The sequence below is a fragment of the Xanthomonas euvesicatoria pv. euvesicatoria genome (assembly GCF_020880415.1).
Taxonomy (GTDB): Bacteria; Pseudomonadota; Gammaproteobacteria; order Xanthomonadales; family Xanthomonadaceae; genus Xanthomonas; species Xanthomonas euvesicatoria.
In genome coordinates, this window is the sequence record NZ_JAJIUJ010000115.1 from 60,859 (window position 1) to 75,816 (window position 14,958).

At 63.5% G+C, this 14,958-nt stretch carries 9 protein-coding genes and 1 pseudogene; 5 read left to right on the forward strand and 5 right to left on the reverse strand.

Annotation, left to right across the window (positions count from 1 at the left end):
- Positions 1-799: 799 nt before the first annotated feature.
- From LN450_RS20385 to LN450_RS20400, 4 genes are all read left to right on the forward strand, one after another.
- A complete protein-coding gene (locus tag LN450_RS20385; protein ID WP_039417391.1) occupies positions 800-3,958 on the forward strand; it encodes a TonB-dependent receptor in 3,159 nt (1,052 codons plus the stop codon).
- A 326-nt stretch (positions 3,959-4,284) separates the two neighbouring features.
- On the forward strand, positions 4,285-5,043 hold the full coding sequence (locus LN450_RS20390; RefSeq protein ID WP_011348172.1) for a SapC family protein: 759 nt from the start codon (positions 4,285-4,287) through the stop codon (positions 5,041-5,043).
- Positions 5,044-5,047: 4 nt separating this feature from the next.
- Complete coding sequence (locus LN450_RS20395) at positions 5,048-6,100, forward strand: cupin-like domain-containing protein (protein ID WP_011348171.1); 1,053 nt, start codon at positions 5,048-5,050, stop codon at positions 6,098-6,100.
- Between the two features lie 40 nt (positions 6,101-6,140).
- Entirely contained in the window at positions 6,141-7,658 is a 1,518-nt protein-coding gene (locus LN450_RS20400; RefSeq protein WP_039417383.1) for a tryptophan halogenase family protein, read from the forward strand.
- 311 nt (positions 7,659-7,969) lie between these two features.
- On the opposite strand, the gene LN450_RS20405 is transcribed toward LN450_RS20400, so the two are convergent.
- From LN450_RS20405 to LN450_RS20415, 3 genes and pseudogenes are all read right to left on the reverse strand, one after another.
- A complete protein-coding gene (locus LN450_RS20405) occupies positions 7,970-8,977 on the reverse strand; it encodes an MBL fold metallo-hydrolase (RefSeq protein WP_011348169.1) in 1,008 nt (335 codons plus the stop codon).
- A gap of 136 nt (positions 8,978-9,113) precedes the next feature.
- Positions 9,114-9,512 (reverse strand): hypothetical protein, encoded by a 399-nt coding sequence (locus LN450_RS20410; protein WP_039417384.1) that lies wholly within the window; start codon positions 9,510-9,512, stop codon positions 9,114-9,116.
- Positions 9,513-9,914: 402 nt separating this feature from the next.
- Positions 9,915-11,311 (reverse strand): annotated as a pseudogene (locus LN450_RS20415) (trypsin-like serine peptidase).
- Positions 11,312-11,796: 485 nt separating this feature from the next.
- Between LN450_RS20415 and xopAP the strand changes: the two are divergent.
- Positions 11,797-13,077: a XopAP family type III secretion system effector gene (xopAP, locus tag LN450_RS20420; protein ID WP_372499211.1), complete on the forward strand. Its 1,281-nt coding sequence runs from the start codon at positions 11,797-11,799 to the stop codon at positions 13,075-13,077.
- A gap of 101 nt (positions 13,078-13,178) precedes the next feature.
- Here xopAP and LN450_RS20425 read toward each other — a convergent pair whose 3' ends face one another.
- Together LN450_RS20425 and LN450_RS20430 are read right to left on the reverse strand one after the other, a co-directional pair.
- Positions 13,179-13,352, reverse strand: coding sequence for a hypothetical protein (locus LN450_RS20425; RefSeq protein ID WP_223866282.1), 174 nt, complete (start codon positions 13,350-13,352; stop codon positions 13,179-13,181).
- 76 nt (positions 13,353-13,428) lie between these two features.
- Positions 13,429-14,811 carry an APC family permease gene (locus LN450_RS20430; RefSeq protein WP_011348162.1) on the reverse strand — a complete coding sequence of 461 codons (1,383 nt, stop codon included), beginning with the start codon at positions 14,809-14,811 and terminating at the stop codon, positions 13,429-13,431.
- Positions 14,812-14,958 lie beyond the last annotated feature (147 nt).

Consider the following 14,958-nt stretch of genomic DNA (forward strand, 5'->3'; position numbering starts at 1 on the left):
GCGAAGCGTGCACCGTCTCCTTCGCGCGCAATGCGTGTCGCTGCACTGACACACAGGCGACGTGCAATCGGCAGGCGCATGCAGTGCGTTGCCGCGTCCTGTGCAGCGCCGACTTTTACATGCGCAATCCAGACGCGCGGCACTGGTCGTGAACCCAGGTTTGCGCAATCGCCGTATTCGACTCCATTGCGACACGTTCATTATGCAAATTTCACCGTTCGACCCGACGGTTTTTGCGTAATGCCGTGATAACGCTTACAGCCCCGCCAGTATTGAAAACCGCATGCGGACTCAAGCGACTGCGGTATCGGCTGTAACAGTGCACAGCCATCACTATGCTGCAACGCACGGTGACAAGCCCTTTATGCGCTGACTAGGCTGCGCGGCATGTTAGCGCTATCACTGGCTGACACGTCGTGCAAAGAACCTGCAACAAACGCAACAATGGCGTGGCAACGCCGTTGCTGCGGCGGGTAGACGTACATGCACATCGCAGGTCGACGGTCGAAGGGGCGATCGGCAGCCTGCGTGCTAGGGGACAGATCGAGGGCAACTGAAACAACGTCAAGAGGTGGTTGCGTGGTGCGTGTGGCGCGGTGCAAGGAGGGAGATGCCATCAGGACATGTCCGATCCAGGCGCCGGCTGCGCCCACACGACAAATGCATGGCGTTGGATTGGTGGCTCCAGCAGTTGCAGCAGCGTTGGCCACGGCCTGTCGGGCAGTGGCCGCGATTCCGCCGTATCGCATGCCGCGATACCGGCCGTTGGCGGTTGGACTCCACTCCCGAGGACACATCGATGCGTCGTACGTTGAACAGCTTCAAGTCGAAGGCCATGTTCACCTTCGTTGGTGGCCTGTTGGTCATCAATCCCGCTTTTGCGCAGGATGTCGCTCCGCCGCCTGCACCGGCGCCGCAATCCAGCAGTGATTCCGCCACCACCCTGGATGCCGTCAACGTGACCGGTATCCGCAACAGTCTCAACCAATCGATGGGCATCAAGCGCGATGCCGCCGGCGTGGTGGATGCGATCAGCGCCGAAGACATCGGCAAGTTTCCGGACACCAACCTGGCCGAATCGCTCCAGCGCATCACTGGCATTTCCATCGAGCGCCGTGATGGCGAGGGCGCGCAGGTCACCGCACGCGGCTTCGGCCCGCAGTTCAACACCGTCACCCTCAACGGCCGCCTGATCCCCGGTGCCGATGCGTTCGGTGCGCCCGGCCAGACGCCGATCGGCGGCGTGGATGTCGGCACGCGCGCGTTCAACTTCGCCCAGCTCGCCTCCGAAGCCATTACCGGCATCGAGGTGTTCAAGACCAGCCGCGCAACGGCGCCCAGCGGCGGTATCGGTGCGACGATCAATATCCAGACCGACAAGCCGTTCAATCACGATGGCGTGGTGGCCAACGCCGGTGCCAAGATGGTGTCCGACCGCTCCGAGCCCTTCGGCGATTCGCTCACCCCGGAAGTGTCGGGCATCTTCAGCTATACCAACCCGGACAAGACCTTCGGTATCGGCCTGAGCGCCAGCTACCAGAAGCGCCATGGCGGTTCGGTCCAAGCCACCGAAAACACCTGGAACATCCAGCGTTGGACCGGTACCGACCCGGCACTGCGCCCGGACGCGGTGGTGACCAATGCCCCGGCGATCGGCCAGTTGTATGGCATGCCCAACGATCTGCGCTACGCATTCGCCGATTTCCAGCGCGAACGCATGAACGGCCAGGCGGTGATGCAGTTCGCACCGACCGACAGCCTGACCCTGACCCTGGATTACACCTACTCGGCCAACGAAATTCGCGAAGAGCGCGGCGAGCAGGGCATCTGGCTGCAGCGCGCCAACAGCTTTACCGATCTGACCTTCGATACCGGCCAGGCCGTGGCCACGCCGGTCTATCTGCGCGATGTGCCTAATGGCGCGAAGGACTTCGGCATGGAACAACAGCGCAACGAGCAGAAGTACACGCTCGGCTCGCTGGGCTTCAATGCCGACTGGCAAGTGAGCGACCGCTTCCAGTTGAGCTTCGATGCGCATAACTCCAAGACGCAAAGCTTGCCCAACGACCCGACCACGGGCGGCAGCGCGACCTACTTCAGTTTCGCCGGCACCAACAACTGCACCAATGGGCCGTACTGCGGCGGCCAATGGGGGCAGGAATTGTGGTTCAACAATTCCTTGCCGATCGGCGCACGCACCTGGTATCCCACTGCGGCCGATTCGCTGGCAAACACCAATGGCGTGGTCAATCCCGCATTCACGCCCGCCGAGCTCGGCTCGCAGGTGCTGCGCATTTTCTATCAGAAGCAGGTGACCGAAACCAAGGAAGGACGCCTGGACGGCAAGTTCGACTTCGACGACGGGCGCTTCCAGTTTGGCGTGAGTTCGACCAACACCACCATGCAACGCCGGGTCAGCGAGACCAACTCGCCGCTGGGCGATTGGGGCGTGGCCAATGCAGGCAACGAGCCGGGCATGGTCGCATTGCTGCAACCGGTGAGCATCACCGGCATGTTCAAGGACTTCAATCCCAGCGGCGCGGCGTCCAGTGCGTGGCGTGGCGATGCCGACCAGCTGGCGCTGTGGGGCGGAAGCCAGTACGGCGCAACCACGCGCTACAACCCGCAATACACCGCAGACAACCGGGTGGAAGAAAAGACCCGTGCGGCCTACGTGCAGTTGGAAATTGCCGGTGCCATCGCCGGGATGACCACCAATACGCGGCTGGGTCTGCGCTACGAGCGCACCGACGTGGAGTCCACCTCGCAGGTGGCCACGCCCACCGCGCTGCTGTGGCTGTCCAACAACGACTTCCAGTTGATCCGGTCTACCGACCAGCAGCCTTTCAGCGAGAAGACCAGCTACAACTACGTCCTCCCCAACATGGACTTCAGCATCGATTTCACCGATTCGCTGAAAGGCCGTGCCTCGTTCGGCCAGACCATCGCGCGCGCACCGTACAACAATCTCATCGCCGGACCCACGCCCAACACGCCCAACGGCTCGATCCTGATCAACCCGTCCAACCGCGCCGGCGGCGACTCGCAGACGCCCACGCTCGATCCGTTGGAATCGGACAACCTCGATCTGGCATTGGAGTGGTATTTCGCCGACGCCAGCTATGTGTCGGCGACGTTCTGGAACAAGCGCGTGAGCAATTTCATCGGTAATACCGTCACGCGTGAATCGCTGTACGGACTGACCGACCCCACTTCGGGGCCGGATGCCCAGGCCGCGCTGGCGTTCCTGCAAAGCGGTGCCTGCGCCGCACAGGTGGGCGCGGCCGGCAACGATGTCGCGGGCGCGTGTTCGGCCAACGACACCTCGCTGTTTGCGGCCATGGCACTGCTGCGCAATGCTGCTGCCACCGGCGGGCTGAGCGCCTACAACGGCAGTTCGGCGCAAAGCCTTGCGTTGGAGAATGCCTACGATATCGCCGGCAATGCCTCCGACCCGCTGTATCAGTTCGATGTGTCGCGGCCGATCAACCAGAACAAGGCCAACATCCACGGCTGGGAACTCGGCGGCCAGTACTTCTTCGGCAGCACCGGCTTCGGCATCTACGCCAACTACACCATCGTGGAAGGGGATGTGGCGTTCGATAACACCGTGATCGATCGCGATCAGTTTGCCTTGCTCGGTCTGAGCGATACCGCCAACGTCATGCTGATGTACGAAAAGTATGGCTGGAGCGCACGCCTGGCCTGGAACTGGCGTGACGAATACCTGATCGCTGCCAACCAGGACAATGCCAACCGCAACCCGTACTACGTCGAGCCGTATCAGCAGTTCGACCTCAGCGTCAGCTACGCCTTCAACAAGCAGCTGTCGGTGGGCTTCGAGGCGATCAACCTGACCGGTGAAGACGTACGTTGGCACGGCCGCTCGGAGAAGCAGATCATCCGCCTGATCGACCAGCAACCGCGTTACACGCTGGGCGTGCGGTACGCGTTCTGATCCATCACGCGTTGTTAGCCGTCAATCCTGCGGCCGCCATCGTGTGATGGCGGCCGCAACCGGTTATTGCGCCGTTGCGCGCGTGCGGTCTGCAGCCGCGTATTGCCGCAGTGCCCGCGCCGTCGGTGTGTGGGCGAACGGCCTTGCCATGCGCACGCATGCGCCACGCGCCGGCCTTCGGCGCCATGCAGCGCGTTGCTGCCCTGCGGCTTGCCGGCGCACGCATTTTTGGCAATGCTCAGCATCGATAAGCACGCGGGGAATGCGTGCGCCCGAATTCCCTCATGACTGCAGCGCTCCGCGATGGACGGCTGCTGGAGTTTCAGATGACGCGATACGCAGTGCTCAACAACGTGGCGCATCACGACCTGCGCGTGATCCTGCGCTTTGGTGCGCAATTCGGCGACGCGGTCGGCGTGGTGCCGGCCTTCGTCACCGAATATGCCGAGCTGCAGCGCGAGTACCCGCTGTTCTTCCGCAAGGATCCGGCCGGGAGTGGTTACCAGCCGGTGGCGCTGCTGGGCTTCGCACAGGATGAAAACCTGTTCCTGCAGGACGGGCGCTGGAATGCCAGCTATCTGCCGGGCATCGTTGCCAAGGGGCCGTTCCTGATCGGCTTCCAGGAGCAACACGTCGATGGGGCCCTGGTGCAGGAGCCGGTGATCCATGTCGACCTGGAACATCCGCGTATCAGCCGCAGCGAGGGCGAGGCGGTGTTCCTGCCGCAAGGCGGCCACAGCCCGTATCTGGAACACATCATCGGCGTGTTGCGCGGCATCCGCGATGGCGTGGACGCGGGACAGGCGATGGCGGCCGCCTTCGACGCGCTCGGCCTGATCCAGCCGGTGCGGCTGGACGTTGCGCTGGATGCCAGCCATGCCACGCAGTTGCAGGGCTTGTTCGCGATCGACCGCGAGCGGCTGGCCGCCCTGGATGCGCAAGCGCTGCAGCAGTTGCATCAGGCCGGCTATCTGGAAGGTGCCTTCCTGATGCTGGCATCGCTGCACAACGTGCGCCGGCTGATGGCCGAAAAGCAGCGCCGCCTGCAGCAGTCGCACAGCGCCCCCGTTGCCGCGTACGCCTGAGCGTATGGCCGCACGTGCTACCGATCTGTCCGTCGCTGCAGGCGCCGCCATCGCCATTGCCGAGCGCGGAGACTGTGGCCCGGATGCGTTGTCGCTGCCCGCACTTTGCCAGGCCGCCGAGCCGGTGGTGCTGCGTGGCGTTGCGCGGCACTGGTCGCTGGTGCAGGCCGGGCTGCGCGGCGCCGATGAGGCCATGGCGCTGTTGCGCGCGCACGATACCGGCCGCCCCCTGCAGTATTCCTATGGCGGCCCGGAGATCGGCAGCCGCCCGTTTTATCGCGACGATTGCAGCGCGCTCAACTTCCAGGTGCAGCGCGGCAGCGTGAGTACCTTGCTGGATGCCATTGCGGCACATCGTGACGACCCGCAGCCGCCCACCTATTACCTGGCCTCGTTGCCGGTGGACGCCAATCTGCCAGGGTTGCGCGCCCACAACGATCTGGATGTGGCTGCCAACGGCAGCCCCGTGCAGCCCAGCATCTGGATCGGTAACCGGGTGATCGCTTCGTGCCACTACGATGCGCTGGACAACCTGGCGTGCTGCGCGGTCGGGCAACGGCGCTTTACGCTGTTTCCGCCGGAGCAGGTCGCCAATCTGTATCCGGGTCCGCTCGATCCTACGCCGGGCGGGCAGGTGGTGAGCATGGTCGATTTCGCCGATCCGGACCTGCAACGCTTTCCGCGTTTTGCCGATGCCTTGCCGCATGCGCGCAGCGTGGTGCTGGAGCCGGGCGATGCGTTGTTCATTCCCAGCATGTGGTGGCACCACGTCCAATCGCTGCAGCCGTTCAACGTGCTGATCAATTACTGGTGGAGCAGTGCGCCAGCGCACTTGCCCGCCGCGATGCCGGCGCTGTATCACGCGCTGTGGGCAATTCGCGACCGTCCGGCAGCCGAAAAACAGGCATGGCGCGCGTTGTTCGATCACTACGTGTTCGGCCCTGCCGAGCAGGCCGGCGAGCATCTGCCCGAACCGGCGCGCCATGCGCTCGGCCCCATCGATCCCATGCTGTCGCGGCAGCTGCGCGCCATGCTGATCGGCAAGTTGAACCGCTGATGTGCAGCACCGCCCTCAACCCATGCCACAGGAGTGCGCAGTGACTCAGGCTCAGATTCGCAAGGTGGTGATCGCCGGTGGTGGAACGGCCGGCTGGATCGCTGCCTGTGCGCTTTCGCATCAATTCCGCAATTTGCTTGACATCACCCTGGTCGAGTCCGAGCAGATCGGCACCGTCGGTGTGGGCGAATCCACGGTGCCGCCCATCCGCACCTTCCACCGGTTCCTGCAGATCGACGAGCAGGAATTCCTGCGTGCGGTGGCAGGTACCTTCAAGCTGTCGATCTCGTTCGAGCATTGGCGCCGCCAGGGCGAGCGCTACATCCATCCATTCGGCATCACCGGGCAGAGCACCCTGGTGTGCGCGTTTCATCACCTGTGGCTGGAAAGCCAGCGCCGCGGCATGGCGGGCAGCTTCGGCGATTACTGCCTGGAAACGGTGGCCTCGCGCGTGGACCGCTTTGCGCTGCATGGCGAGCCGGCGGTCAATTACGCCTATCACCTGGATGCGGCGCTGTATGCCAAGTTCCTGCGCGCGCGCAGCGAGGCGTGCGGCGTCAAGCGTGTCGAAGGCAGGATTCAGCAGGTGACCGTGCAGCCGCACAGCGGCGATGTCGCCAGCCTGGTGCTGGAAGACGGGCACGTGATCGAAGGCGATTTGTTCATCGATTGCAGTGGCTTCCGCGGTCTGCTGATCGAGCAGACCCTGCACACCGGCTACGAAGACTGGAGCCATTGGTTGCCGTGCGACCGTGCGGTGGCGGTGCAGACCGAAGCCCTCGGCCCACCGGTGCCCTACACCCGCGCCATCGCGCACGAAGCCGGCTGGCGCTGGCATATTCCGTTGCAGCATCGCGTCGGCAACGGCCTGGTGTTTTCGAGCAAGCACCTGTCCGATGACGAAGCGCACGCCAAGCTGCTGCGCGATGTGGCTGCGCCTGCCGTCAAGGAGCCGTGGATGGTGCCGTTTCGCACCGGCCGCCGGCTCAAGGCCTGGAACAAGAATGTGGTCTCGCTCGGTCTGGCCAGCGGCTTTATCGAGCCGCTGGAATCCACCAGCATCCATCTCACCATCTCTGCAGTGGTGCGGCTGCTGGCGCTGTTTCCGGCCGAAGGCATTGCGCCCTCGCAGGTGCAACTGTTCAACGACGTCAGCCGCGCTGAAATGGAGCACGTGCGCGACTTCGTCACCTTGCACTACCACGCCACCCAGCGCGACGAACCGCTATGGCAGCAGTGCCGGCAGATGGAACTGCCCGAGTCGCTCGCGCTGCGCCTGCGTGCCTGGCGCGAACGCGCGCACGCCTGGCAGGGTGCCGATGAACTGTTTCGTGTCGATTCCTGGACGCACGTGCTGATGGGGCAGGGCATTGCGCCCGAGCAGCATCACCCGTTGACGCGCGCATTTTCCGACCACGACCTGCGCCGCCTGCTCGACGGTATCGCCCAGCCGATCCAGCACGCCGTGCAGCAGATGCCCTCGCAGCAGGACTTCATCGAGCGCTACTGCAAGGCAGGCGAACAGGTGTGGGGGATGCGTAGCCCGGTGCCTGCCTAGAGCGGGTCATGCACCTTGAGATGAGGTGCATTGCCCATCAGCGGAGGCGTGCGGCGTCGCGGTGCTTGGCGGCTTGGCTGTGGCGTCAAGGCAAGCCGCGCGGCGCGCACTCCGTGCTGCTGGCGGCCAATCCTCCGGGAAGCGCCCTGTGGCGCACCGAGACCGCGTTGCACGCCTTGCCCAGGCGGCCAGCCTGGACAAGGCGCACGCCTTACTCGACGCGCTACACGACGCCTCGCACTCCCTCAACGTACATAACACGCTCTGGGGCCGGCATTGGATCGCGGCGGGCGGGCGCAGTGCGCGCCGCGCTACAGCCGCATCAGATCCTTGCCCACCACGATCGGCCCGGCGTAATGCTTGCGCGCGCCTTCGCTCCACATCGCATCGGTGATGGACGCATCGCCGCCGGGGACGAAGTGATTGAGCACGAGCATCTTCGCGTTGGCCGCAGCCGCAATCATGCCGACCTCTTCGCTGGTGGAGTGGCTCTTGAGCAGATGGTCGAGCAATGTGGGTGCGTTGTCGTTGGCCTTCAGCATCGTCTGCAACGCCGGCAGATACATCACCTCGTGCACCAGGACGTCGGTGTTCTTGGCGAACTCGGCCAGCGCGGGCAGGTAGCGCGTATCGCCGGAAAACACCACGCTGCGGTCGGGCGCCTCGAACCGATAGGCGAAGGCCGGCTTGAGCGTGTAATGGTCCACCAAGGTGGCGGTGACGGTGACCTGATCGTTCTTCAAAACGGTGCCGGGCTGGTCAAACTCATGCACATGGATAAGTGCTTCGAACGGCGGGCGGCCTTCCTCACGGATGCGTGCCTGGATGTCGATGGCATTCATGGCGACAAACGCGTCCACCATCCTGGCGATGCCGGGTGGGCCATACAGATGCACCGGCGTCTGCAGGCCGCTGGCCCAGGCCAGCCACACCACGTTGAGCAGATCGGCGTTGTGGTCGGAATGGTGGTGGGTCAGAAAGATATCGCGCAGCATGGGCAGTCGCATGCCGGCCTTGGCCAGTTGCTGCGCCACGCCGTTGCCGCAATCGATGAGATACGGTTGCCCGTCGATGACCAGGGCATTGGCGGCCGCGGCCCGCAACGGCGAAGGTGTCGGGCCACTCTTGGTGCCCAGCAACACCAGCACGCTGCCCTTGGCCGGAAAGGGCGCAGGCGGCGCGGAGTCTGGCTTGGCGGATGTTCGTCGTGCCGGCGGACGCGCAGCAGCACCGAGCTGCCCCACCGCAGTCAGCGAACCCGCAGCTAATGCGGTGCGTAGCAGCGTGCGGCGGGAGCGGGAGGGATGGGATGCGGTCATTGCGGCTCGTGCCGATGTGCGTGGGTTGGGTGTCGATGCAAGACTGCGTGCTGTACACACAATACGGCAGGCGTCGCTGGCAGCGATCCGCAACAGCGGTTGGGGCGCAATTTTTTCGCTGCGCCTGCTGCCACGCTCAAAATTCGCGTGCAATGAATTCATTCAGGGCCGGCGAACGATAGAACGCCATGCATTGGGCGAAGATGCGATTGAACGGGCCGCGGCGCGCTTCGTCCTTCATCGGGACTTCGCGCTTGTCAAACCCCGCCGTGTTGGCGTCGACAAAGCGATGCAGGCGGTCGGTCGCGCCGACCTTGGCGTTGTCCATCGCATATGTGGTGAGCAGATACGAGCGGTCGCGTAGCTGATCGGGTGCGTACTTGCTGCTACGCGTGTAGTTGTTATCCAGGCACCGCTGCAGCGCATAGGCCTTGATGTCCTCGCGATCGGCCCGCTTGCCGGCCGCCAGGGCGGAGGCTTGCAGCGCCACGGCAACAAGGATGATGACCAGCAGTGGGGCACGTGCGCGAACCATGGGCGACCGTTGTGAAGGAACAGGCCTCATCAGTCTGCATCATTGCGCCGCTCGCCGCCGCTAGTGCGCCGTTGGTGCAGTCGACGTCAATCAGGCATTTCCCGATTGGCCGAAGTGGATCTGGTACACCCATCGCGCCGGCAACCGCACACCGATCAATGTGTTGAGCGAGGCTGCAAAAAACAGCCCTGGAGCGATGTCTCGCGCTAGCACGTCACGCCGTTGCCTTGAGTGCGTGGCAAGAAGATGGTGGTGGCATTGGACAGCCTGCGGACACTTCAGTGCACGGATCAACGCATGCACGGTCGCTGAGTCGAAGACGCATCGCCCGGCAAACGGATTGCCCGGCGATGCGCGATCAAGCGTGGCAGGCACAAGGTCGCCTGCCACGCGGCTTACCGCTTACTGGCCGAAGTAGGTGGAAATGGTGGAATACACGTCAGAGAAACGCGAGTAGTAATCCGGATCGGTCTGCGCGCTACAGAACGAATAGCCGCCATACAGGCCGCCACGCAGCTGGTAGGCGCCACCGCTGGCAACGGTGAACAGGCCCGAGCCGGACGAGCCGCCTTCGGTCACACCGTCGCTCCACACCACGCGATAGAGCGGGCTCTTGCCATCGATGGAGCTGCTCAGTGCATTCACCGTGCCCAGCGAATACTTCTTGACGTCGCCCGATGGGTGATGGATGCCGACAATCGAGGTGCCGGTGGAACCGATCGCCGCGCTATTCCACGCTGCATAGAACGCGCCGCTTGGCGGTGCGGTCTTCAGCTCCAGCAATGCGGTGTCGCGCGTGGTGTTGGCATGCCGCAGGAACGCGCCGCCCGTCAATGTGGTTGCCTGCGAGCTGACCGTACTGCCATTGCAGCTGGCCGCATCGTAGAACCAGTAGGTCTGCAGCGTGTTGGCCACCGTCTGCGTGCTGATGCAATGCGCCGCGGTCCAGAACAGGTTGCGCTTGGGCGAATTGGTATTGTTGAGCAGCGTGCCGGTGCACAGGAACGAGCCCTGGCTGGTGGTGAACACCATGCGTGCCACTGCCTTTGCGGCGCTGGTGAAGCCGGTCGTGGGGTTGGCACGGCAGACGATATCGTTCTGACAGGAATCGCTTTCGCCGATGGCAATGGTCATCATGTCGCGCGGGCTTGCAGTGGGGCTGATATCCAGATGCGACAGCTGTGGAATGCTGAGGCTGAAGTTTTCCGGATACAACCCGGCCGGCAGCGACAGCTCGACCAGCAGATCCTCGCCACTCACCGTCGGCGACCACCCGATGTCGTTGCCGCTGGCAGCAAAGCTGGCGCCGGATTGCTCAAACACGCGACCATCGTTGCCGGCAAAGCGCAGCGTCACCTTGGATGGGTCGCCAGGCGTTGCACCGGCGCCACGCAGTACCAGCGATGCACGCAGCGACGCTGCCTGTGCGGAGCTGACTTTGAGACTGGCCACGCGCGACCATCGGAAGCCATCTGCCAATCCAGCTTGGACAGGTTCACCGTCGGCTGTGTCACTGCACGCGAAAAACCGATCTGCAACGGCTGCCCATGCTTGACCTGCGCAATGCGACGTTCGCGCACACGACCCATTTCGGCGCTAGTAGGTGCGGTGAGCTGCACCACGCGCGTGGGCAGAACGCCGCCGCGTAAACTTGCCGACTGCAACGTGGCCGCACCAAGCTTGGCCGCCTGCGGCGCGGTGGTGACCGGCGCTGCATCCATCTCGGTCGGCGGGGCGGCCGCTGCGGTGCCGGAAACAGCGGAAAACAACGCCAGATACATCGCGTTCTTGCGATTCATGGGTAGTCCTTCTCGTCAGGGATCGTCAGGCTGCAGCGGGGGCTGCAACAAGCGGGCGCCATCGTTGGCGCCGAACGAGCCTAGCGAAACTTCAAAGCTGAATATGTGCTGAAAATCTCGTTCGGGAATGAAAGGTCGTGATCGATATAGTACCCGCACGCGTCTGTCATCCACTGGGCCGTCATGCCGTCGGCCCCGGGCGGTGCATAGGCTCCCAGGGCTGCCATGTTGGTTCTAGTCAGCAGGTGCAAGTCCAGCATCCAGCTGCGCAGTGGCAGCTTGGTGTGTTCAATCCACGTCATGGTCGTGGTAGCGATCAGCGCTCCTAGGGCCTTGGGCGACCTCAACCCGGCCTTGAGGGATGCACAGCGATGGGGGAGCCAGTGAACCCTTCGTTCGTTTTCACGGCGGTGGACGACATCTCTGGCTGCGTGCCAGGTGGGGATATAAACAGAATCTCTGCGCACTCACCTGGAGCATGTCGCATGCGACCCACTTCAACCTCTTTTCCAAGTCTGCCGCACGCGCAATCGCGCGACGGCGATAGCGACATGCCTGCCTCCGCGACTGCTTTCCCCTGGCACGCGCGCGACAGCGCCAGTGCGTTTCCCGGTCTCAGTGCTGCGCCGGTCAAACGCGGACGTAACGCGACACGATCAATCACGGCAGGTGCCTGGCGGTCATCTGGCATGTGTCTGCCGCAGGTAGATACCCAGGCATGCGATCTCGTCAGCGCGATTGCCCAAGTGGATCGTGCATCGGCGCAGCCGCACGGACAGGATCCGCAATGGGAAATGCGCTGCCGCACTGTGCTCGAAAGCATGCGCGCATGCGCAGGCGAATCCTACAAGGGCGATCCGGCGACGGTGGCTGACATCGATGGGTTGCATCTGAATGTGCCGATGTCCACGCGGCGGTTGAAACTCTGGGAGCGAGAGACCGACGATGTGATTGTGGCGGTGCTGGGTTTTTCCGGCACATGCCTGAATGCGACCGACGATCTGTTATGCGATATGAAAAGCCAGATCGCACAGGTACACGTCAACGTATTTGACGAGCGCCTTCCGACCTTGGGCAAGGTTGGCGCAGGCTGGCAGGAATGGTGGCAGTCCGAAGCTCAGTTGCCGCGCGCCGACGGAACCGTCATGAAGGACGTGTTGAAGCGCTACATGAATCGCGCGCGGGAGAGCGGCAAGGCGTTGTCGATGTCGTTGACGGGACACAGTCTGGGCGCAGCAGCGGCCACGCTCGCCGGCTTCGACATCACGCACTTTCTGCGCGCGGCCGGAGCCCCGGGCAAGATCAGCATTTATTCATTCAATCCACCGCGCCTCGGGCCAGCGGGCGCCGACACACACTATATGCAAAGCTTAAGATCGAACGACAGCGAACTGCGATTCACGCTGCGCCAGTTTGCGCGCGCCCTGGATCCGATCCAGTCGGTGCCCTTTTTCATGCATCACCCGCACTGGGATCACCCCGGGGCTGCTGACGAGCGCGCCGGCAGCACCAGCGCTGATCGCTTCGCTCAGTTCATCACCGTGACGGACGGCCCGGCCAGCACTGTCAACCTGGCGGACAATCACGAATTGACGTTGTGGCGCTCTTATTTCCTGTCCAAGATCGAGCCGGGCGATCTGCAGCGCATCTTTTCTCCCATGGAAGTGTCGCAGGGAACACCCGAAGACCGGCATCTTTCTCGCAGGCAATTGTTCACCTCGTGGCTGCCGTACCGCCAGCCGCCGGCCACTCGCCGGCCGGATTAGATAGCCGGCAATAAACTGCGAATGAGTTTCCCAGGCCAAGAGAGAGTTTCTAAATTTTTGATTGATCCTGACTCCTGGCCACGAAGATCGCTCGCTGCAGGTCAAACCGGCTCCAGGCACTGCTTGGACTGCAACATGCCCGTGGCCAGTCGTGGCAGCGCATCATGAAGCGGATCGACGGTGAGCGATCGTCCATCTCTGCAAGTCAAGCCCTGCGTATTTGCGCTGATGGCGTGATGCACCACCTTGATGACGTGTTTGAGGTTGCCCAGCACGAGATTGATCCGTCGCACACCGCAGCACGGGTGGGCCAGGAGCACGCCGGCACAACAGACGGTGCTGCTGTTGAGGCTATTCCAGCGCGTCGCTGGCGCGCAATTCGGTGGAGCGTCCGCTGAGTTTCAGAAACGCCAGGACCGTCAGCCCCACCGCCATCCACGCAGCGCCGCCCAGTTGTGCATGCAGGTCGGCATTGAGCAGTACGTAGGCCAGGATGACGATCCCGATCAGGGGCACCACGCCATGCAGCACACGCCGGCCGTGGGTGCGGAAGTGCCACAGCACTGCGATATGCAGCAACACGAAGGCGGTCAGTGCGCCGACGTTGCACAGCGACGACAGCAGCGCGATCTGCCCGACGAAGACTTCGCCCAGTACCAGGCTCAGGCCCGCCACCAGCAGGATCGCACGCTGCGGTACGCCGGTGCGCGGGTGGATATAGCGCAGAAAGCCCGGCAACTGCCGGTCGCGCGCCATGGCGAACAACAGTCGCGACGTGGCCGCCTGTGCAACCAATGAATTGGCGATTGCCGCGCTGATCGCCACCGTGAGCGCAATGACAATTTGCAGCCATGGCCCGGCGATCAACCGCCCGATCTCGAAGAACGCATCGTTGGATGCCTGCGCGCTTGGGTAGCGCTGCAGGGTAGGCTGCAGCAATGCCGCCAGCCAGGTTTGCAGGATGAACAGCCCTGCCACGATCAGCAAGGCCAGCAAGGTTGCGCGCCCCACCACGCGGTTGCCGCCGCGCGCTTCCTCGGACATGGTGGAGATCGCATCGAAGCCGAGGAACGACACCACCGCCACCGACAACGCGCTGAAGATCAGCTGCGGAGAAAACGCCTGCGGGTTATACAGGGGGCGCCAGCTCCAGTGCGCCCCATTGACGCCGCGCTGGATCGCCAGCGTCGCCAGCACCACGAACACCGCCAGGACCAGCAACTGCGCAAGCAGGAAAAAGCGGTTGGCGCGTGCGGTGGTTTCGATGCCACGCAGGTTCACCACCGTGTTGAGCACCACGAAGAACCCAATCCACGCCGGCTGCGGTATCGCCGGCAATACGGTCTGCATCGCATTGGCGCCGACCACGTACAACAGGGTCGGCACCAGCAGGTAGTCGAGCAGAATCGCCCAGCCAGCCAGAAATCCCATGCCGCTGCTCAGCCCGCGCCCGACATAGGCATACACCGAACCGGCCACCGGAAATGCCTGCGACATCTGCTGGTAGCTCAGTGCGGTGAACAGCATTGCCACGAAGCCGACCAGGTAGGTCAGCGGCACCATCCCGGCACTGATGTCGAAGACGCCGCCGAAGATCGAGAACGGCGCCGTGGGCACCATGCACACCAGCCCGTAGATCAACAGATCCTTCAGCGTGAGCTGCCGCTTGAGCTCCTGTGCGTAGCCGAAGCGTTGCAGCGTGGCCGCATCGTCGCGGCGGGGCGTGTCGGTCATGCAGGTGTCCGTTGCAAGGAATGCCGGCACGCAGCGCAAGCGCCCGGACGACCTGAACGCCCGTCGCGTGCTGCCGCCATGTGACCGGCATTGTGACGATAATGTGGCCGACAAGCCCATCCATTGGTAAAAGTGCTAGGTTTTCCA